Source organism: Alteribacter populi (assembly GCF_002352765.1).
Classification (GTDB): Bacteria; Bacillota; Bacilli; order Bacillales; family Salisediminibacteriaceae; genus Alteribacter; species Alteribacter populi.
The window spans coordinates 1,604,924-1,626,847 of the sequence record NZ_KZ293963.1 but is presented as its reverse complement, the minus strand read 5'-3'; the positions used below and the strand labels follow the sequence as shown (position 1 = coordinate 1,626,847).

At 41.0% G+C, this 21,924-nt stretch carries 17 protein-coding genes and 1 other annotated feature; of the genes, 15 read left to right on the top strand and 2 right to left on the bottom strand.

Annotated features, from left to right (window positions below; genetic code table 11):
- Window position 1: 1 nt before the first annotated feature.
- The 5 genes from hemB to ysxE all read left to right on the top strand — a co-directional run bounded on the left by hemB (window position 2) and on the right by ysxE (window position 5,723).
- Window positions 2-985 (top strand): porphobilinogen synthase, encoded by a 984-nt coding sequence (gene hemB / locus CDZ94_RS07970; protein ID WP_096435965.1) that lies wholly within the window; start codon window positions 2-4, stop codon window positions 983-985.
- A 14-nt stretch (window positions 986-999) separates the two neighbouring features.
- On the top strand, window positions 1,000-2,289 hold the full coding sequence (gene hemL, locus CDZ94_RS07965; protein WP_096435964.1) for a glutamate-1-semialdehyde 2,1-aminomutase: 1,290 nt from the start codon (window positions 1,000-1,002) through the stop codon (window positions 2,287-2,289).
- Window positions 2,290-2,739: 450 nt separating this feature from the next.
- Window positions 2,740-3,777: a stage VI sporulation protein D gene (gene spoVID / locus CDZ94_RS07955; RefSeq protein WP_096435962.1), complete on the top strand. Its 1,038-nt coding sequence runs from the start codon at window positions 2,740-2,742 to the stop codon at window positions 3,775-3,777.
- Window positions 3,778-3,789: 12 nt separating this feature from the next.
- Window positions 3,790-4,707, top strand: a complete 918-nt coding sequence (locus CDZ94_RS07950; RefSeq protein WP_096435961.1) for a hypothetical protein — start codon at window positions 3,790-3,792, stop codon at window positions 4,705-4,707.
- Complete coding sequence (gene ysxE, locus CDZ94_RS07945; protein ID WP_157812137.1) at window positions 4,704-5,723, top strand: spore coat protein YsxE; 1,020 nt, start codon at window positions 4,704-4,706, stop codon at window positions 5,721-5,723. Before CDZ94_RS07950 ends, ysxE begins: the two co-directional genes overlap by 4 nt.
- A gap of 151 nt (window positions 5,724-5,874) precedes the next feature.
- Here the strand turns inward: ysxE and CDZ94_RS07940 are convergent, their stop codons facing one another.
- Window positions 5,875-6,069: a hypothetical protein gene (locus CDZ94_RS07940; RefSeq protein WP_096435959.1), complete on the bottom strand. Its 195-nt coding sequence runs from the start codon at window positions 6,067-6,069 to the stop codon at window positions 5,875-5,877.
- Window positions 6,070-6,394: 325 nt separating this feature from the next.
- Window positions 6,395-6,652 (top strand) — a binding site (T-box leader).
- 79 nt (window positions 6,653-6,731) lie between these two features.
- Between CDZ94_RS07940 and CDZ94_RS07935 the strand changes: the two genes are divergently transcribed.
- On the top strand, window positions 6,732-9,374 hold the full coding sequence (locus tag CDZ94_RS07935) for a valine--tRNA ligase (RefSeq protein ID WP_096440662.1): 2,643 nt from the start codon (window positions 6,732-6,734) through the stop codon (window positions 9,372-9,374).
- Between the two features lie 373 nt (window positions 9,375-9,747).
- Here CDZ94_RS07935 and CDZ94_RS07930 read toward each other — a convergent pair whose 3' ends face one another.
- Window positions 9,748-10,635 carry an ATP-grasp domain-containing protein gene (locus CDZ94_RS07930; RefSeq protein ID WP_198520815.1) on the bottom strand — a complete coding sequence of 296 codons (888 nt, stop codon included), beginning with the start codon at window positions 10,633-10,635 and terminating at the stop codon, window positions 9,748-9,750.
- A gap of 152 nt (window positions 10,636-10,787) precedes the next feature.
- On the opposite strand from CDZ94_RS07930, the gene CDZ94_RS07925 reads away from it, so the two are divergent.
- From CDZ94_RS07925 to CDZ94_RS07885, 9 genes are all read left to right on the top strand, one after another.
- Window positions 10,788-12,041: a bifunctional folylpolyglutamate synthase/dihydrofolate synthase gene (locus CDZ94_RS07925; protein WP_157911721.1), complete on the top strand. Its 1,254-nt coding sequence runs from the start codon at window positions 10,788-10,790 to the stop codon at window positions 12,039-12,041.
- Between the two features lie 214 nt (window positions 12,042-12,255).
- Entirely contained in the window at window positions 12,256-13,971 is a 1,716-nt protein-coding gene (locus tag CDZ94_RS07920) for a sensor domain-containing diguanylate cyclase (RefSeq protein ID WP_096435956.1), read from the top strand.
- Window positions 13,972-14,408: 437 nt separating this feature from the next.
- Window positions 14,409-14,903: a hypothetical protein gene (locus CDZ94_RS07915; protein WP_096435955.1), complete on the top strand. Its 495-nt coding sequence runs from the start codon at window positions 14,409-14,411 to the stop codon at window positions 14,901-14,903.
- A gap of 146 nt (window positions 14,904-15,049) precedes the next feature.
- Window positions 15,050-16,540 carry a VanW family protein gene (locus CDZ94_RS07910; protein ID WP_157911720.1) on the top strand — a complete coding sequence of 497 codons (1,491 nt, stop codon included), beginning with the start codon at window positions 15,050-15,052 and terminating at the stop codon, window positions 16,538-16,540.
- Window positions 16,541-16,805: 265 nt separating this feature from the next.
- Window positions 16,806-17,561, top strand: a complete 756-nt coding sequence (locus CDZ94_RS07905; protein WP_198520816.1) for a prepilin peptidase — start codon at window positions 16,806-16,808, stop codon at window positions 17,559-17,561.
- Between the two features lie 100 nt (window positions 17,562-17,661).
- Window positions 17,662-18,648 (top strand): type IV pilus biogenesis protein PilM, encoded by a 987-nt coding sequence (gene pilM, locus CDZ94_RS07900; protein ID WP_096435953.1) that lies wholly within the window; start codon window positions 17,662-17,664, stop codon window positions 18,646-18,648.
- Between the two features lie 7 nt (window positions 18,649-18,655).
- A complete protein-coding gene (locus tag CDZ94_RS07895; RefSeq protein WP_096435952.1) occupies window positions 18,656-19,456 on the top strand; it encodes a PilN domain-containing protein in 801 nt (266 codons plus the stop codon).
- Complete coding sequence (locus CDZ94_RS07890; RefSeq protein WP_096435951.1) at window positions 19,457-20,254, top strand: hypothetical protein; 798 nt, start codon at window positions 19,457-19,459, stop codon at window positions 20,252-20,254.
- A gap of 320 nt (window positions 20,255-20,574) precedes the next feature.
- Window positions 20,575-21,693, top strand: a complete 1,119-nt coding sequence (locus CDZ94_RS07885; protein ID WP_096435950.1) for a hypothetical protein — start codon at window positions 20,575-20,577, stop codon at window positions 21,691-21,693.
- Window positions 21,694-21,924 lie beyond the last annotated feature (231 nt).

Genomic DNA, 21,924 nt, shown 5'->3' with positions numbered 1-21,924 from the left:
GATGAATTCATTAGATTTTCACCGTCACCGTCGATTGCGCCGTACTTCCAGCATTCGAAATATTGTAAGAGAAACGCACATTCATACAGAAGATTTAATTTATCCGGTTTTTGTAATAGAGGGATCGGATATTAAAAATGAAGTCCCATCTATGCCAGGGGTGTATCAATGGTCTCTTGATCGGTTAAATGAAGAGATCGATGAAGTGATTGCACTTGGCATTGAGACGATTATTGTGTTCGGAGTGCCAGCAGATAAGGATGACGTCGGTTCTTCCGCATATGATAAGGATGGCATAGTGCAACGTGGCATTCAGCAGATAAAAGAGCGGTACCCAGAAACAACGGTCATTGCTGATACTTGTTTGTGTCAATTTACAGACCACGGCCATTGTGGTGTTGTACATGAAGGGGAAATTGTTAATGATGATTCATTAACTTTATTGGCTAAAACAGCCGTTTCTCAAGCGGAAGCAGGTGCGGATATTATTGCGCCTTCCAACATGATGGATGGATTTGTTGCTGCGATCCGTCAAGGGTTAGACGAAGCAGGCTTTCATGATATTCCAATAATGAGTTATGCTGTTAAATATGCATCGGCTTTTTATGGTCCGTTTCGTGATGCAGCTCACAGCTCTCCGAAATCAGGAGACCGCAAAACGTACCAAATGGACCCTGCTAATCGTTTAGAAGCAATTCGGGAAGCAGAGTCTGATATCGAAGAAGGCGCTGACTTTTTAATTGTAAAACCTGCGCTTTCCTATCTCGATATTATCCGTGAAGTGAAAGAACGTTTTCCGTACCCGATGGTCGCATACAATGTGAGCGGCGAGTATTCGATGGTGAAAGCAGCTGCCGAAAACGGCTGGATTGATGAAAAAGCGGTCGTCATGGAAAAGCTGTTAAGTATGAAGCGAGCCGGAGCAGATCTTATTTTAACTTACCACGCAAAAGACGTAGCTAAGTGGTTAAAGGGTGAATCATAAGGGAGGCGAATAATATGAAACTAGATAAATCAATTGCAGCATTTGAAAAAGCGAAAAAAGTCATGCCTGGAGGTGTAAACAGCCCGGTACGTGCGTTTAAATCCGTGAAGATGGATCCAGTGTTTATGGAGAAGGGCCAAGGCTCACACATTTGGGATATTGATGGTAATGAATATATCGACTATGTCATGTCTTGGGGACCTCTCGTATTAGGACATGCGGATGAACGTGTCGTCGCATCCTTAAAAGAAATGACTGAAAAAGGGACAAGCTTTGGCGCACCAAGTGAAATTGAAACGAAATTAGCAGACCTAGTTATTGACCGTGTACCTTCTTTTGAAATTGTAAGAATGGTCAATTCCGGTACCGAAGCAACGATGAGTGCGCTGCGTCTTGCAAGAGGATACACAGGAAGAAATAAAATTGTAAAATTCGAAGGGTGTTATCACGGACACGGGGACTCCTTACTCATTAAGGCAGGCTCGGGTGTAGCAACGCTTGGTCTACCAGATAGCCCTGGCGTTCCGGAGTCAGTAGCGAAAAACACGCTCACTGTGCCATACAATGACATGGAGAGCCTAAAGTACGCGTTTGAAGAGTTTGGTGACGACATTGCAGCCGTTATTCTAGAGCCAGTTGCAGGAAATATGGGTGTTGTACCACCTAAGGAAGGTTATCTACAAGGAGTAAGAGAAATCACCGAGAGCTACGGGTCACTGATGATTTTTGATGAAGTCATGACTGGATTTCGAGTCGGCTATCAATGTGCTCAAGGTGAATTAGGTGTGACACCTGACTTAACGTGTCTAGGTAAAGTTATTGGTGGCGGCCTTCCTGTAGGAGCTTACGGGGGTAAAAAAGAAATAATGGAACACGTAGCACCAGCAGGTCCGATTTATCAAGCGGGGACACTATCAGGAAATCCGCTTGCGATGACAGCAGGTTTCGAAACGCTTGATCAGTTAAGTGAAGCGGATTATGAAAGGTTTGCCCAGCTAGGTAAGCGCTTGGAAGACGGCTTGACGAAGGCGGCAGAAAAGTATGAGATCCCTTGTACGATAAATCGAGCAGGATCAATGGTCGGCTTCTTCTTTAATGACGGGCCGGTTACAAACTATGATGAAGCATCATCCTCTGATTTGGAGATGTTCACGCAGTATTTCCGCCACATGCTTGAAGAAGGAATCTCCATTGCCCCTTCTCAATTTGAAGGAATGTTCCTGTCAACGAAGCACACAGAAGAAGACATAGACCGTACAATTGAAGCAGCAGAAAAAGCTTTTGCAAAGATTCGCCAACAATAATCGTGCGGGTCACCTTCTATCAAGATATCCTACCTGTTTTTTTAACAGGTGGGATATTTTTTGTGCGATGGAATGATAAATGCACTGAAAGTTAGGAGTATCGTCAAGAGTCGGGAGAAGAGAGGCTTGATTTTTGTTGAATCCTCGATATTAGTTTTATTTTTCACCGATACCTGTCCCAATTACGCTGATATAGGCCCGCAAAGGTGGAAGAAGGCGCCCCAGAGTCGTGAGAAAGTGCTCTAAATTCGTGAGAAAAACACTCAAAGCTGAAAAAATCACCCAAAGATAAACTCGTCCCACCAGTTTTGAAAACTAGGCATAATTATCTTTTTAACCTCATAGAAGTGTAACGTATGAGTGGCATAGATGGTCTTCATAGTGGACAAATAATCACATCAAGAACTGACCGGAAAAAAGCAAGTTTTTTTATAAAAGGAGGAGAATTGTGTGGCCAATGAACAGGCGTCAACCTTATCATTTTCGATTCAAGAAGCGGTGTGGTTGAATCGAGGCCAGGAAATTGAAAATGTCCTGTCTTTATCTTTAGATCCTGACATCTCAATTCATGAAGCGGAAGATCATGTTACTGTAAAAGGAAACCTCGTGTTAACGGGAGAGTACCGTCCAGGAAAAGAAGTTGATGAAGCGCAACAACAAAGGGATGCGAGCTTATCTGAGCAAGTGTCTTTTAGATCTATTGAAGAAGTAAGGATATCTGATGAAGGCTTAGGAACAATCAAGCATCCGTTTCCTATTGATGTTACTATTCCTAGAGATCGGATTCACAGTTTAGATGACGTTTACGTAAATGTAGATGGGTTTGACTATGATTTGCCTGGTAATGGCTGTATTGAGCTTCAGGCGGATGTATCCATTACTGGTATGCGAGGGGAGTTCCCGAGCCAATCGAATACAACTGAGCAAAAAAAGGAAGAAGCAGAAGAGGAGGAGGAACGGTCCTTTCATTATGAATCGGTAAGGCCAGCATTGGAAGAAGAGCCGCAGCCTGAAATGCGAAACAGTGATTACTTGGAAGAAGAAGAGGAACACGAAGAAGTTCATCATGAGCCGGTTGTCAATTTTTCAAGTTCGACTGAGGAAGAAAATCAAGAAAACGAACCCGAATTTGAAGAGCCTGAAACAAATCATAAAGAAGGAATGGAACAAGTAAGGTACGTAGAAGAAACGAAAATGGAAGTAGAAGATCAATACGAGGAGGAAGAGAGTACTGAAGAAGAAGAACATGAGGGACGAGAAGAAAATGCTCTGTATTTAACAAAAATGCTTGCTCGTGATAATGAAGAAGAGTTTTCACGTTTGAGAATGTGTATTATTCAACCTGGAGAATCAATTGAAACCATTTCGGAACGCTATGATATCCCGGTAAGTCAGTTGATGAGAACGAACCAATTGAATGAAGAGAGAGTTGACGAGGGGCAAATATTATATATACCAACAAGAAAAACCTCCCAATCCTCTTCATAGGGGGACTGCTCGATGATCGAGATTGAGAAATTAAATGCAGCGTACGGCTTCGAAACAGGGGAATGGATTCAAAAAGGAGAAAAGTTAAAAACGGAAAGAGGAAACAAAATCGTCCGTTTTTGGGATCAGCAACAGGTGATGAATTGGCATATTCAGTGGCGTGAAGCGTTTGATAATCAAGGTGTATGCTTAACGAACCGGATGATTCGTACTGTAGATGGCGACATGGCTTTTCTTTATTCGGAGGGGTGGCTGACCTTGCACGATGAGGTCACTTCCCTTTTTTCATATCAAAACAAAGAAGCGATATTAGCTGAATTTGTTCGCGGGATCCTTCACGTTGGAACGAAGATGGATGACAGCTGCGCCCATAATCCGACTTTAACAGAGGAGAAGATTGTAGACTGTCTGAAGGAATGCACTACTAACCAAGATCCTATCGTCGTTAATATATTGAAAAAAACGCTAGATGAAGCGGTGACTCGTTTTCAAAAAGCAGAAAAGCTTACGCTGCCTCTCAAAACAAAAGCTATCGTTATTGATCCATTGTTTTCATTAGATGCAGGTAAAGAGATTTATGGTCAACTGTTTTGGGAGTTTCAAGGTTCTCAGCCGGAAAAAGGATACAAATCTCTCGCGTATTTTTTAAGTGATTGTTTACAAAGGCTTGGGAGCAAATCGTTTAAGCAGTTGTTAACATCCCTAGAAAAAGTGGAAGGTTTTCGAGACAAGACTGCCATCTGTCTTTTACGAGAAGCCCTTATGCCGTGGGACTTTATTGAGTCAGTTGACAGAATTAATAAAGCCGTTAACCAAGAAAAATCGTATGTTTACCTCGAAGCAATGTATCGTCAGTGGGAAGCGTCAAGAGCTTTTGTTACTGTCCTTAGTCAATGGTTAGACGGGAAAAGAGAGAAGGTGGCCAATTGACAACAAAAACGTTTGATCATTTAGGGTCTGTCCTTTTCCAGTATGATCTTTATCCTGAGAGAATGGATACAATCGGAAATGTGAAAAAAGTTTATACACCTAGAGGAACGTTTGCTTTAAAACAAACACGAATGTCAAAAGAACAAGGCGACTGGTTTATCCATGTTATGCGCAGACTTGATCGGATTGGTTTTCATTATGTCGTACCTATCATGCAGACCAAGTATGGAGATTTCCTCGTTCGTCGTGGGGATTTTGCTTATTATTTGATGCCCTGGTACCAAAGTCATGAACGTTTCCAGCATCCTATTAGTAAAGAGGATGTCGTGGTTGAAGAGATAGCGAAACTTCATGGTTTAACTGAAAAAAATCAGGAATACACAGAAGAGGTCATCCAGGCTTCATTTGATACTTTGCAGCACAGGTGGGAACGAAGGAAGCTTGAAATGGAGCGATTTGCAGATCAAATTGAAACCCAGATGTATATGTCTCCATTTGAATTAACTTTTATAACCCACTTTCAACGGATGGTACAAATGGCTGAAGAGGCTGAAAATCACCTTTCTTCATGGGTGGACATATGCAAAGAAAAGAAAGGGTTTAGAAGTGTTCTTTGTCACGGTAAGTTGAACCGGAAGCATGTATTATTTGACCAGTATGGTTCAGGCTACTTTTTAAATTTCGAAAAAGCTGTCCTTGATACCCCTGCAAGGGAATTAGCAATTTTATTCAGGCATTATTTTCAAACCCAACCATGGGACGAAACAGAAGGGCTGCACTGGTTAAACCTTTATGAACGTCATTTTTCGTTATTTGATGAAGAACGTCATCTTTTACTTAGCTATCTAGCTTTTCCTGAAAGCGTCTTTCATTCAGTGGACTTATATGTAAAAGAAAAGCAGGAGCGATCGCAGCTTCAACTCGTTACTCACCTGGAAAGGCGGATTCTATCTTTGAATCGGATTCATCGTCTTATGAGTGGATTATTTAAAGAAGAACCTGAACAATATTCATAATAACTCTGGTGGTTGTTTATAGCTTTTTGAGCGTTTTGGGCAAGCATTTGCTTGCCCAAAACGCTCAAAAAACAAATAGCAACACTAACGATAAAGCGTCACTAAATTACTAAAGTATTATATTATGGCATGAAGCTTCTTATTTCACATGTCAGCTAAACCAACCTTGGACTGTAGAGAGGTATAATACAACCAACGTTGCTAATAGGATGACATCAAAGGTACTCGGAAACAGTAAGGTCCTGATCAACTGAAAGAAGATAATCGGTAATAAGCATTGATAAAAAGCATCAATCAGTCGCCTTCCCCAAAGTGGCAAACGATTTCTATTAAACCTTTTACTCACTGACTCTGCCCCCTTCCTTTGATGAATGAGAAATTTACATAGCGTTTTTTTTACTCTTATAGACTGTTCGTGATGTTATTTTATGCGCAAGCCTTTAATGTGTGTTTGTGTAGGACAGACTTCAACAAAGTAGTATAAAAAAACGTCAGAAGGGTGAAGATGTTTTTAAAGGGTAGATTCCATATCTGCCTATTGAACATTAAACGAAGAAAGAGTAAAATAACGTATAGATGTAATAATGTGTTTTAAAAGAGGGTTGAGTAGCTACGTAATGAATAGATTCGACAACTATTGAACGTCCTCTAACTTAAAATAAACCACATGTATACATACTTTGAAGGGGAAGAGTACATTTTGAGCCCACAAGAGAGGAAAACCAAGTGCTGAGAGGTTTTCTTGGATGTAGAAATGGAAGGTCGCCCCGGAGTTGCTTTTGCGAACGTCTTGATGAAAGTTACTATTAGTAAAAGCCGGATGACGCCGTTATCGTCACTTGAGTGTATTCTGTAGGAGTCTTTTGTTGACATTTGCAGAATAAACAAAGGTGGTACCGCGAGAAGCTACAGCTCTCTTCGTCCTTTGACGAAGGGGGCTTTTTGTGTTTCCAAAAACAGCAGATGCGTAGCGTACGTGTATTAAAGGAAGATGAAGGAGGAAAAACAATGAACAATGACAATGTTTCAATGCCGCCAAAGTACGATCCAAAAGCTACAGAAGCGAAGTGGTATCCGTACTGGGTGAATGGAAAATTCTTTGAAGCAACGGGTGATGAAAATAAGGAGCCTTATACAATCGTGATTCCCCCGCCAAACGTAACGGGAAAGCTTCATTTAGGCCACGCTTGGGATACGACGCTTCAAGATATCCTGACTCGTACAAAACGAATGCAAGGCTATGATGCTTTGTGGCTACCTGGAATGGATCATGCGGGAATTGCAACGCAGGCTAAAGTTGAAGGAAAGCTTAAAGAGGAAGGCATCAGCCGTCACGACCTAGGGAGAGAAAAATTCTTAGAGAAGTCCTGGGAGTGGAAAGGAGAATATGCTGAATTTATCCGTCAGCAGTGGTCAAAATTAGGCTTGTCTTTAGATTATTCCCGCGAACGTTTTACGTTAGACGAAGGTTTGTCTAATGCGGTTAGAGAAGTTTTCGTACGTCTTTATGAAGAAGGGCTTATTTATCGTGGTGAATACATTATTAACTGGGACCCGCAAACGAAAACAGCGCTCTCTGACATTGAAGTAATTTACAAAGATGTTCAAGGCGGCTTCTATCATATGAAATATCCACTAGCAGATGGTAGCGGACATATTGAAGTAGCGACCACGCGCCCAGAGACAATGCTTGGAGATACAGCCGTTGCTGTGCATCCTAAAGATGAGCGATATCAAGACTTAATTGGTAAAAAAGTAAAGCTGCCAATTGTCGGACGGGAAATTGACATCGTTGCTGACGATTATGTTGACATGGAGTTTGGTTCTGGAGCGGTAAAAATTACTCCTGCTCACGATCCGAACGACTTTGAAATCGGCAACCGTCACGACCTAGAACGCGTACTTGTAATGGACGAAGGCGGACAAATGAATGAAAATGCCGGTAAATATCAAGGGATGGACCGTTTCGAGTGCCGCAAACAAATCGTTAATGACTTACAAAATGAAGGTGTCCTTTTCAAAATTGAAGATCACATGCATTCTGTAGGCCATTCTGAGCGAAGCGGTGCAGTTGTTGAACCTTACCTTTCTACGCAATGGTTCGTTAAAATGGGCCCATTAGCAGAGCAAGCAATCGCGTTGCAAAATGCTGACGATAAAGTTAACTTTGTTCCAGACCGTTTTGAAAAGACCTACATGCACTGGATCGAGAACATTCGCGACTGGTGTATCTCACGCCAATTATGGTGGGGTCACCGTATTCCTGCTTGGTACCACAAAGAAACAGGTGAACTATATGTAGGAAAAACAGCACCTGCTGACATTGAAAACTGGGAGCAAGACGAAGACGTCCTTGATACGTGGTTCTCGTCCGCATTGTGGCCATTTTCTACAATGGGCTGGCCAGATGAAAATGCACCAGATTTTAAGCGTTACTACACGACAGATGTTCTTGTAACGGGATATGACATTATTTATTTCTGGGTAGCTAGAATGATTTTCCAAGGACTTCAATTCACAGGTGAACGTCCATTTAAAGATGTCCTCATTCACGGCCTTGTTCGTGATGCTGAGGGACGAAAAATGAGTAAGTCGCTTGGTAACGGTGTAGATCCAATGGATGTGATCGATAAATACGGCGCCGACGCATTGCGTTTCTTCCTATCTACTGGCAGTTCACCAGGTCAGGACCTTCGTTTTTATTGGGAAAAGGTAGAAGCCAATTGGAACTTTGGAAATAAAATCTGGAATGCCTCTAGGTTTGCGTTAATGAACATGGATGGCTTGAAGTATGAAGACATAGACTTGAGCGGAAAGAAATCTATTGCAGATGATTGGATTTTAACGCGACTACAAGAGACTACGGAACATGTAACAAAACATATCGATACTTATGAGTTTGGCGAAGTCGGTCGTGCTCTTTATAACTTCATTTGGGATGACTTCTGTGATTGGTATATTGAAATGGCAAAGCTTCCATTAAACGGGGAAGACGAAGAAGCAAAGCATACCACTCGTTCAGTACTCGCGTATGTTCTCGATAATACGCTTAGACTGCTTCACCCGTTTATGCCATTTATTACTGAAGAAATCTGGCAGCACCTTCCACACGAAGGCGAGTCCATCACGGTTGCAGAATGGCCGGAAAAACAAAGAGACCTCATGAATGAGCAAGCGGTAAAAGACATGGAGCTTCTTCAAAGTATCATTCGCTCAGTTCGTAACACGCGTGCGGAACTAAATGTTCCGATGAGTAAGGAAGTAGATCTACAAATCAAAGCAGACAATGACGATGTTTTAGCCCAACTTGTGCGTGGAAAATCCTATTTGGAGCGCTTCTGTCGCCCAAGTGACTTGACGATGGGAGTGGACGTAACAGCACCTGAAAAATCAATGTCCTCTGTTTTGTCCGGTGTAGAATTGTATTTACCACTAGAAGGACTTCTCGATTTAGATGCAGAGATTGACCGTCTTGAAAATGAAAGGAAACGTCTCGATCAAGAGGTTACTCGTGTTCAGAAAAAACTTTCAAATGAAGGCTTTGTGAGTAAAGCTCCGGATCAAGTCGTGGAAGCAGAACGTGCAAAAGAAAAAGATTATCTTGAACAACGAGATAAAGTAGATGCACGTATTACTGAATTAAAAGGATAACGGTCCTGGTAGGAGAAGCTGTCTCTATAGAGACAGCTTCTTATTTTCTAATTTAAGAAAGTTTGCCTTTTCTAAAGGATTAAAATAGGGATTGCTGAATAACTCTAGAACTCAAATACAAAGGGTGCCGCTTCCATGGCTTCGCTTTCCACAGGCAGTGTTTTTCTGCCATGGAGGCTCTAGTCGTGCTCGCGGAAAGCGTTCACCGAAAGCGAATCACAATACTTTAACAGAGCCTAATAAAAAGCAGCTACGTGGTTTTTATCAGATGAGGTTGATAAAGGTAGAATAAAAGTTAAAACAAGTAGAAATAAGAAGGAAGAGCCACAAAATGTGTAATCATTTGGGGCTCTTCAAGGTAAGGGGGGATGTCCTAAGTTAGTCGATTTTTTATATGCTCAACCATAGCTGGCGCAACATCAACTCCCGTACATTCGTAAATACTACGGATGTGAGGATTTGAATTGATTTCACAAAGAAGGGGTCCATCTTGCCCTAATAACAGATCAACACCTGCAAAATCAGCTCCTATCGCTTTAGCTGTGCGAATGGCTAATTCTTCTTCTTCAAGTGTAGGTTTGTATGGCGTTGTTGAACCACCCGCGGTTACGTTTGCACGAAAATCTACTGCTGATGTTCGTTTCATAGCGGTTATCACTTGGTCACCAACGACATTCAACCGGATATCTCTCCCTGTACTTTCAGTAATCATTTCTTGGAAGATGAATTCTTTGCTACTAAGCGTTTTTACAAGCTCCATTAATGTTCCTATTGTATCTACTTTATAGACTTGTTGTCCAAACGATCCGAAGGCTTCTTTAACAATGAGAGGAAAGCCTAATGTCTCAACTACAGTGTGAAGGTAGTCTAATTTTCCCTGTTCACATCCCTCAAACACTTTAGGAGAAATGATTGTTTTTGGCATTGGAATATTGTGACCTGCTAGGGAGTGGTGCATAAGTGCTTTGTTATCACAACGAGCGATGGCTTCACTTGAGTTAAAAAGCGGAATACCTTCGTGCTCTAGCTGTTTGGCAAGGTGTATGTCTTTATCTGCAAAGTGGATAAAATCAGGCCATGTTGACTGACGGGGAACATTAAGTTGACTCTCACCGTTCATTATTGTAACAAGTAGTTCGCAGTTTGGAATTAGATCCATTGTCATACCTAGTTGTTTCGTTGCTTTTTGGAACCACCTCGCGTAGTCCATGAATTTTTCTGTTTGTAAACTGCTGTTATAAACGAGCCAACCATTATACATGAAAGCGATCTCCTTAAGTTTTTGATTAACGATTGCAATTCGTCGAAGGTTTATTCAAAATATGTAGGGGGGTATCATAATGTATTCATCTTACCAAAGTTATTCTTTCACTGTACAACGGTTTTTAATGATATGAAGAGGAGATGGAACGAATGGACGTACAACAGCCAATCAATATGGGACTAGAACGAATGGAACGATTGATGGAAAAGCTCCGTCATCCTGAACGGAGAGTGAAAACGATTCATGTTGCCGGAACGAATGGTAAAGGTTCAACGACGGCTTTTCTACGCGAAATGTTAAAAGAAGCTAATTTCTTTGTAGGTACGTATACCTCCCCTTATTGGGAAACCCCTGCAGAACAAATTTCGATTAACGGTGAAAACATTTCAGAAGAAGAATTACACAAATGCTTAAAAGAAATCGAAGAAGCTATAACGGAAACGGAGCAGGAGTTACAAACGGAAGTAACAGAATTTGAACGGATAACGACAGCAGCCCTCTATTATTTCTCTACAATTAAACCAGTAGACATTGCTATTATTGAAACTGGAATGGGAGGACGTCTAGATGCTACTAATGTAATTACCCCTCTTGTGACAATTATCACAAACGTAGGTAAGGACCATGAAGCATGGCTAGGCGACACCGTTCGAGATATTTCCCGGGAAAAGGCAGGGGTGATTAAATCAGGTGTACCTGTAATGACAGCTGCTGAAGGTGAGGCCTTTGCGGTCATTGAAGAGGAATCTAGAATAAAGCATGCGAAACTTTACATAGCTGGTAAACAAGGACGATACCTAGTCGAAAACCGAACGGAAATGGAAACGAGATTCCAGTATAAATCGTCTTACAAACAAATGGACAACTTAAAACTAACGATGCTAGGTGACCATCAAGTGATCAATGCTACTTTAGCGTTAATGGCATTGGACTATATGAAACAATATTATGCAATGATGATTGATGATGAAGCAATCAGAATTGGGCTCGAAAGAACCGCGGTCCCAGGAAGGCTGGAGAGGGTAAAGGAAAAACCAATTGTTTTGCTTGATACTGCACATAACCCAATGGCTGTGGAAACATTAGTCAAATCAGTTAAAACGATGTACCCTAACACTACATTTACCGTCTTGTTTGCAGCAATGAAAGATAAAGATGACCAAATGATGATCGCTCTGTTAAAAGACGCCTTTGTGGAAGTGGTGGTAACATCATTTGACCATAAGAGGGCAGCTTCAATAGCAGAACTGACGAATAATTCACTGTACGTTGAAACAACAGATACCCCTCTCGATTGGTTTGAAGAGAAGCTTCAGGGATTAGCAGAAGAAGATGGGATCATTATAACCGGTTCACAAGATTTTGTAGGGAGAATGCGACATGGCATGACAGAAAAGATATAGACTAAAGTACCTATTTTCGAGGACTATTCACATTTTGTTTCAAAAGAAACTGAGTGTTTAGTCCTCTTTTTTTTACTTGACACCTTATTATCTATCTGAAAATTAAGATAATAGAATTAACAAAAGTGAACGAGGTATGATAGAATAAAAATACGATTAGATGGAAAAATCATACTTTCGTAGCTAATAAAGGATTTTAATAGGGGAAGTAGGAGTGGGGGGATTAGTTGTGGCAGAGGAAAATAAGCAAAGCTTTTGGGTACTTTGGTTTCTTGTATTTCCAATCTTTATCTATTTGTTTTATGAACATATCGTCGCGTTCTCTACAGAGAATGTTTTTGCTGTTATTGCATTTTCGGTACTCATTCTCCTCGTTTCACTCTTTCCGATTCGTATTAAAAGTACGTCACTGATTCCACTTCACGGTATTTCGTTAGCCGTGTTTTTACAATTTGGAATCATAGTAGAAATGGCAGTGACTCAACTAGCTTTATTCACAGCACTTAGTAGAATAAAACTTTCAAAAAAAGAACTGTTTCGTATTCCTTTAAACTCTCTTATCTTTTTAAGTACATCTGCTCTAGCAGCCGGTGCTTTTTACCTTTTAGGCGGTAGTACTGGAAATGTAGATAGAATGACATTTTTTAATGATGGAATTCCGATCATTGGTTATGCCGTTACATACTTTTTTTCCAACCATATCCTTATATATTTTGCGATAAAATACATGACAAAGAAAGAACACAATTTCTGGGATGAAGACTTGCGGTGGGAAGCAATTTCCGCTGTGATGATTGTCCCAGTCGGTCTTATCCTGACGATGATGTACAACCAGATCGGCTTTATTGCTATTTTGTTAATGAGTGTCCCCTTTATTTGTGTTTCACTCATATTAAAGCAATTTCATAATACTAAACAAACGAACAAGCTGTTAACGGAAGTCAGTGCCTACGGATATCGTATAAACGAAAATTTACCAGTAAGAGGAATTATCGAATTATTTTTCGAGCATGTGAAAGCGATTTTTCCAGTAGACCGTATCTATTTATATGAGCGAAATGATAATCAACTAAAATTGAAAGATTCTTTCCATCCAGATTCTTATAGTGAAATGACACTCTTATATGGCGATGCTGTAAGTAAAAAGGTCGTTCATGAAGGCCGCTCAGTTCATTATGATGCTCGTAGGCAATGGGAGACTCAGGGTCAGTATGATAATTATCCAAACACCCATTCGATTATTAGTGTACCGGTCATGCGAAACCATGAGGCGGTTGGAGTTATCACTTTGACTTCCGAGAGAAAGCGAGCATTTGAGAAACGGCATGTGATGATCCTTGAGTTTATGGCAAATTATCTGGGTGTTGCTATTCAGAATGCACGAAACTATGCTCAAAAGAAACAGGAAAGTGAACGGTGTGCCCTTACAAACTTGTATAATTTTCGTTACTTTGAAAATTTACTGTTAGAAAAATTTGACGAAAGCAAAAGTGAATTAAATGAACGACAATTGGCGATTATTCTCATCGACCTTGATCATTTTAAACGAGTCAATGATACATACGGGCACCATAGTGGAAATGAAGTTCTTTGCCAGGTAGCTGATTTGTTAGAGGAGACGGTTGGACATTGCGGAACGGTGGCACGTTATGGAGGAGAAGAGTTTGTTGTCTTAATAGAAGGTACAAATCTAACCGTTGTAGAAAGTATGGCGGAATCATTACGACTAGCTATAGAAAACCACATCTTTATTGTTGAAGATGATTTAAAGGAACGGAAACAAACAAGTATACAAGTTACAGCAAGCATTGGAGTTGCCGGCAAAACCGAGCCCGGTGAAAGTGCGATGGCTGTGTTACGAAATGCTGATCGCGCCATGTATACTGGGGCAAAGCAACAGGGAAGAAACCGCGTAGCCCAGTTTTCTTAGCCTCTTATCCTAATAGGGATAAGAGGCTTCTTTTTGTACTTACTAACCTCTCAAAAGTAGTACGTATATGTATAGTAAACGTATATTTTATAAGACTTATAAGAGGACAGCTACCTTCACGCCGCTCGTCTCAAGGGGAAAGCATCCTTGAGACTTTAAAACATGCGAGCTGATGCAGTTTTTTTAAGAGTTAAGAAAATCTACGTTCTGGTGTCTAGCTCCAGGCGCCATCAGTCGTGTCAAATAACCTTCCTAAGAGTTATTGGTAGTCAATTTTCCTTTAGTGATAAAGGGATGCAAGTTCCTTTAATCGTGCAAATATTACAAAAATCGATGACATGCAGCCTTTTAATGTTGTAAGCTCTGGTATAAAATGAAAATAATAACTAGATTTTGATAATAGGTTCTTAACTCAGATAAAGTAGGTGAGAAGTACTTTGCTAGAATATTTATTTGTTTTCATAGGAATGCTTCTATTAATTCCAGTGCTAATCTTGCTACCATCAGTATTTACTAAAACATTCACAGTCTTTCTTATTGTATTGGCGGGTTTAATGACAGCTGGAGGATACGCTCTTCTACACCTTTATCCATGGTGGGTACCAGTGACTTCCCTTTTTGTTTTCATGCTCGTTTTTTCATGGTTAATCGGCAAGCAAATGATCGTCGCTGAAGGTGTTGATGAGGAAGAAGATAAACAAAACGCCGAGTCTTTTCAAGTAGCAGACCATTTAGAAAAGGGTGCGAAATCCAATTCTCCAGCTATTGACGATGAACTGATTGAATGGAGGAAAGAAAAAGGAGATTCAGACGAGAGAAAAGACCAACATGTTGAAAGAGAAAGACTTCTAAATCCTATTGTACAAGCTGAGAACAGGGTAACAGAGGTGAAGAAGTCAGCAGAGCAGAAGTTATACAAAAACGACCAATAAGAAAAGGTAGGTCCGGTACCATAAAGAAGATTCGATTACTAAAATAGGAGAACAGTCATTATTAATAAAACGTCAGTAATTGTTCGATTCGGTCGAATACAAAGACGAAGACCAACACCGTGAACGGATAGTCAGGAGGAAAAATGATGAGGTTTCATGAATGGTTTGCAGCAACACTACTTGTACTCGTAGGAAGTGTAGCTTTTCTTTCTCTTTTTTCCTATACAGGAACGCTCATGTATGACATGTGGTGGAAAGAAGAAAGGTTAGAGCGTGAGACACAAATAGCGTCCGTTGATGTAAGTGAAATGAGCGAAGAAGAAGCAAAATCTGCCTTACAAGCTGAAATTAATCAATGGAAATCAGAAGCCTCGGTTCACCTGAAGTGGTATGACGAGACTGTGACGATTCCGAATGAAGCCTTTTCGTTTGAAGTTGAACAATCTATAGAGCATATGTTTTCAGGAGAAAGTCGGGAAGAAGCAATTAAAGTCACTGTCAATCGAGAAGAAATCGTCCGTCTACTCAACTTGTTTGTTTTTGAAGAGCAAGTAGAATCGCAAACGAACATGGATGAACTCGTCGCAGATCTTGAAGTGAGTGTATCGGAACTTCCTGCTGAAGATGTTGATAAAAACATTCACGATTACTTGTATGAAGAAAGAAAGCCTTCGAGTTTGATGTTGGAATCAGCGCAACGAAACATTCCGCAAGCCGAAGATTCTATCCAATTATTGCAAACCTTATCTACGGTGATAATTCCTGCTGGAGGTTCTTTTTCGCTTCTTCAAACGCTGGATGAACACCAGATTCAACCAGTAGAAGGAGAATCTTTGACAGTTTTGGCTTCAGCTATTTATGAAGTTTTATTATCAACTAACTTTGAAGTGATTGAACGGTCTCAGCGTCACCAGCTTTATGATGGAGTACCTCTTGGTTATGATGCTCATGTGATCCCAGATGAGCAAGACTTGGTATTTTTTAACCCGAATGCTCATGACTACGAACTTCAATTACACTTTGATAATAATGAGTTACGTGCTGAGCTTCATGGACTCCCGTTCCCTTATTCGATTCGAGTTGATGTGGAGCAGGTTTCACAAATCGAACCGAAAACGAGAGTTCGTTATACAAAAGAACGAAGTGAAGGTGAGCGGGAGGTGATTGAAAACGGCTCTCAAGGCTATCAAGTAAAAACTGTTCGTGCCATTGACTCTATTGAAGGTGAGGAAGGAATTGAAGAAACTGTTTCGGAAGATTACTATCCACCGGTTCATCGTCTGGAAGAATGGAGTATCGAGGAACGGTTTGCTAAGGAAGAGGAAGAAGACACTACTCCAGACCCGTGGGATCCTGATGAAGGTGATGACTCATGGGAAGATGAGGAAAACGAAAACCCTTGGGATAACGAAGAAAGTGAAAATGATGATGGAAATCCTTGGACCGGGGGAGAAAATAACGGTAATAATTCTGGATCGACCGGCTCCGATAGTATTGATGAAAAAGATGAAGAGGGCTCGGGAGCCGGGGACTCGGAAAATGAAAAAGAGTCGAACGAATCCGGTGAAACTGATGCGGATGCAGATCCATGGGAAAGTGGTCTTGATGAAAACGGAGACCCGATAAAAGGGTACTAGTAAACAATGATTCCGCGGGTTTCGGATAAAATTGTTAGATGGTGGGATAAAATCAGATTAAAAGATTAAGATGTCACTATTATATTTAAAATTACCCTAGGGTAGAACGTTCATTTAGGATGTTCTATCCTAGGTTTATTTTTTAGGAATTCAGTCACTTATTTTCAAAACCTCCCAAGTTTCGGTTTATTCCGACGTTGAAACCTTCTATAATAGAAGTATTCCATAGATTTCTAGATGAGAGAGAAAGTGTCGGTGGTGACGTTTGGAGCTACTTATAGGGATATACATTGCTGTTTTAGGATTAATGCTAGGTTCGTTTTATAATGTGGTCGGTTTACGGCTGCCGCAAAAAGCGTCGATTATCCGACCGAGATCCCATTGTCCGAAGTGTCAGCGTACATTGTCTGCTCTCGAACTCATCCCGGTATTTTCATATTTATTTTTAAAAGGAAAATGTAAAGGATGCTCGGCGAAAGTTTCTATACTTTACCCAATTATCGAGTCGATTACAGCGGGTTTGTTCCTGCTAAGCTATTTCCATTGGGGGCTGAGCTCTGAGTTGATCGTCAGTCTGCTCTTTGTTTCCATGCTCGTGATCATCACGGTAAGCGACTTATCATCATTTCTTATTTTAAACAAGGTACTCTTGTTTTTCTTTGTGCCTCTTCTCTTTTTTCGGATAACCTTTGCTCAGTTCGATCCCTGGTGGCTGACAATTGCCGGAATGCTTACGGGCTTTGGTTTGTTATTTCTCATTGCGGTCATTTCCCGTGGCGGTATGGGAGGCGGAGATGTAAAATTGTACGCTGTCATTGGCATTGTATTAGGGTTTAAAGGAGTATTTATGAGTCTTTTTCTCGCTTCGATGATTGGTGCGATTGCTGGAGGAGTAGGGTTGTTAACGAAGCGTCTAAATCGAAAATCTGCTCTCCCATTTGGTCCTTCGATTGCCGCTGCTTCCATTATTGTTTATTTTTATGGAGATCGTATATGGCAATGGTATTTGTACCTTTTTTAAAGGATGTTTGAAGGAACCGGGGGAAAAAAAGCTGGACCACTCTTTTAATAGATTGATTATAAAGCATGACAGCTCTGTTCATTGAAAGTGAGGATATTCGATGCTAAAAACAAAAAAACAATCGTTAACCGCTATTTCAATAAAAGACCATGTAATTCGGTATGTACGAGGAAAAAATAGCTCTTTAAATGATATCGCTGATTTTGGAGAACGACATTTACCAAAAGGGGTCATTAAAGACGGGCGCATCCAAGAATGGGATACCCTCGTTACGATTTTGGAGGAATGCGTCGAAGAGTGGAAGCTAAAAAAACAAAAAATTTTGTTTAACGTACCGGATGGGCAACTTGTACTAAAAGAGCACATAATTTCATCGGATGTGAAAGACGAAGAAACGACCGGACATCTCTACTTAGAACTAGGCGATAAGCTCCAACTTCCGTTTGAAGAACCAGCCTTTGATTGGCAGGAAGTGAAGAGTGAAGGAAACCAGCGTCGCCTATTGTTAGTCGCAGCACCAGAAGAAATTGTTACAGAGTATACAACGTTATTTGAGACTTGTAAATTGAAGCCTGTGGCTGCTGATATCTCACCGTTAGCCTATTATCGTTTTTACCATGAAGCTCGTTATCCAGAAGCCAATGAACACCTGCTCGCTGTGCAATGCTATCCTAGTCATGTTTTATTAACCGTTTTTAACGGTGACTACCCTGTCGTTACTAGAAATATTAAATGGGAAACGGATGAGCAGCTTTGGCAGCTAGAGACGAATGAGAGAGAGCTCACATATACTTGGTTCGGTAGTGAAGAAGACATGCTTCAGGCGTGGCAAGTTGTATATTCTGATGTTAGAAAACTCCGAAATTATTATGAGTCATCCTACCATAAAGGTGAAATAGATATAACGAAAGTCTGCATTGATGGCGACCACCCGTTTCTTGCCCACTTTGAAGAAGATTGCAGGCGGCAATTTGATATACCCGTAAAACGATACGATCGCACCAACTTACGAATTTCAAACTCAGACATAAACATACCTGAACGTTTTCACGAAACGGTAGGGCTTTTGTTGAAAAAAGAGGTGTAGTCAATCCATGCCTGTAGAAATTAACTTAATGCCAAAACAAGAAAAAAAAGATCGCACGATTCTCTACTTTCTAGGCGGATTTTTAATTTTAAGTTTGCTTGCGGTAGTTTCTGTTGGTTTTTACGGAAGTCATATCGAAGAGCAGTCCGCTGCCGTAGAAGAGGAATTAATAGAGAAACGGCTTGAATCAGCTGAACTGCAAAATGAGATTGATAGCCTCTCTGATGCGGATAAAGTGAAGCTTAATTTAATGATTGAAGAGCTTGATTCGAAAGTTATTCCTGGTTCCGCAGTGCTTCAAGAAATGGTCTCTCTTATGCCTCCTGAAGGGTACTTTTTGGAGTATGAGTACTCTTTTCCATTTGAAATTTATTTGGAGGCTGGCTTTTACGAAATAAGAGATATCGCTTACTATTTGCGAGCTATAGAAGATTCCGACATAGTTGCTTCGGTTACACTTTTACAAATTGAAGGCGAAGATATGACCGAAAATGAGGAAGAAGAGGAACAAAGCAATGAATCCTTTGCTTCAGAACAAAACCAAGAGCAATACCTTCCTCATTATGTCGCAGCATTGTCGGTTACGTTAAATCCTGAAGCGGTAAAGACTCATGGTGAAGAGGAAGACACGGGTGAGACTGTTGACACAGAAGAGGCACCACCGGCAAATGAAGAAGATACTGAAGATGATTTAAATACAGATTTTGATCTAGACCTTGATATCGACGCGGATGTAGAGATTGATGATGAAGTGGACATAAATTTTGAATTGGATAATGAAACCGACGAGAACGGAGGCGATCTATAAATGAACCATACGAAGCGCCGTCTCCTTTATACCGCAGCGTCGACTGTTGCAGTACTGCTCTTATTTCTTGTTGCTTATTTGTTTTATTTGGAACCCAGATTAAAGGAGCATCAAGTATTAACAGATCAGAAATACGAAGAAGAGCAGTTGATTAGTCAGTTGGAAGAAGAAAAACAGGCTACGATTGAAGAGAATGAACGTCGTCTTGAGACATCCACGGCACTTCAGCGTAAATTACCGGTCATTCCACTTACAGATCAGTTTTTACTTGATGTGAACATGGCTGAAGAGGTTTCCGGCGTTCGGATTATGGACTTGACTTTGGATAAAGACGAAGCCGTTCATAAACGACTGGCGACGGAAGGGACACGAGATGAAGCCGACCAAACAGATAATCAGGAAAACGAGGGTGGAGCTGAAGACGATGGAACAGATGAAAACACTTCGATTACGATCGGACCTGAACGAGACCTTGTTGAGGATGAGTGGCGAGGCGACCAAATAGAAGCGATGTATAAACAAACAGCTACGATGGATGTCCGTGTTGATACTTACGCACATCTAGTAAATTTCTTAGACGAGCTCGACCGTCTGACGCGCGTTGTTAACATTGAGTATGTTTATTTTAAAAAAGAAGAAGACGATGAAGAACGAATGATTGTCGATGGGGAAGACCGATTAGATTTTCAAGTGGTGGCGTCATCTTATTACTATCCGCCGTTAGTAGACTTAGAATCCGAAGCACCGAAAATGGATTACCCATCCATTGATGAAAGAGAACAACCATTCCTTGAATAGTAGAAGTCCATTATCTTCGTTTAAAGCTCGAAAGGGTTTTTTCGTAAAACTAAACCTATAACCGCGTAGTTAGGAACTTTACCACGAAATTAGAGATTTAACAGTCTAGAATTGCCGAACAATAGGTTTACACACAACTCCAGAACATCCTCTCAAAGAATTTTTAGTTCTATCAATCGGTGCTAGTTAATAGAGTAAAGTATAAGTACTTGTTCAAAAAGAGCCGAATAGATTGAGGCCGGTCACCACGTCGTGATTGCTATTTTTCCGGACTTTTTGTACATCCTTATAACGATCACCGTGAAAGGAGTTTGGACGTGTTGGATAAAAAAAATGTCATAACGATTCGGGTAAATGGCGAAAAGAAAGTGTTTTATCGGGAAGAAGACGTCCAGTCCGAAGACGAAGTGGCTGCAGCAGAAGAACGGGAAGAAGAGCGAGAGTCTGACTTTCCATGGGTATTAGCTGAGAAAGAGTCTTCTGGTAGCGAAAATAAACAATCGAATAAAATTTTGGATTTCCAAAAGCGAAAAAAAGAAAAAAACTTGTTATCCTTACCTTTTTGGGATGATGGTAAAAGGGACAAAGGCCCAAAGCTACCACCAGCAAAACGAAAGAAGAGGCGTCCAAACCGTCACAATTTTTCTTGGCCGCAGCTTCCAGGAAAAATGCTGGCGATCGTCTTGTCAGCAATCATAGTAGGCTCAGGATTCGGACTCATGCTGCTTACCGTATTTACTTCTAGTACAACTGACCAAGCAAGTTCAGCAGCAGGGCTTCCTGAAGAAGCGACAGTAGATGCCACTCAAGAAGGCACACAGCAGGCTGCCTCAGTAACTGATGATGAGTTTACGGGTGGGATCCCGGGATTAACCGTCCATGTCGTTCAAGGAGGGGCATATTCCACTCAAGAAAAAGGAAAAGAAGCGATCCAGCAATTAAGGTCTGATGGTTATCCGGCGGTATTAACAGAAGAGACAGATCCGATGTATCTCTTTATTGGTGTTGCACCTTCCCAATCCAACAGTAATCAATTAGCGGAGATGTATACCGAATCCGGTTATGATACGTATACGAAAGTCCATATTGTTACAAGCGAATCATCTGTAGCAGAAGCAACAGCTGAATACCTGTACTCGGGTACACAATTAGTAGATGAACTCGTTCAGCTAGGTGTTGTCCTTACTTTACAAGGAAATGAAGTTTCCGATGAGCAGCTTGTCGCTTTAGCAGAGCAGTGGTATGCATGGAGAGATCAGCTTGAGGACCTGTCAGAGTCAGAGTCTGTCGTGACTGCTGCTAACGAGTGGACAGCCAAAACCGGTGAAGCTGTAGAGGGACTTCAGCATGACTCTGTTTCCGGATGGGATGTACAGCATCACGTATTAGAAAGTGTGCTCCTTTATGAAAATTTAGTTAGTCAGCTAAATGAATCCTAATGTTTTTACCACCCTTATGAAATAGATGTAGGTCGACCCACTCAGGTCGGCTATTTTTTTGTGATTAGGAGAGGATAAGAAAGACCTTAATTTACCACTTTGAATAAAAGTCGCTCCTAGAGGATGTTCAAAAAGTCCGGGGAAAATAGCTGTCGAAGAATAGGATCTCCTGCTAAATACCGCCACGTCCTGTGACAACGCAGGAATCACCCCACCCTGGGGAAGCTCGTT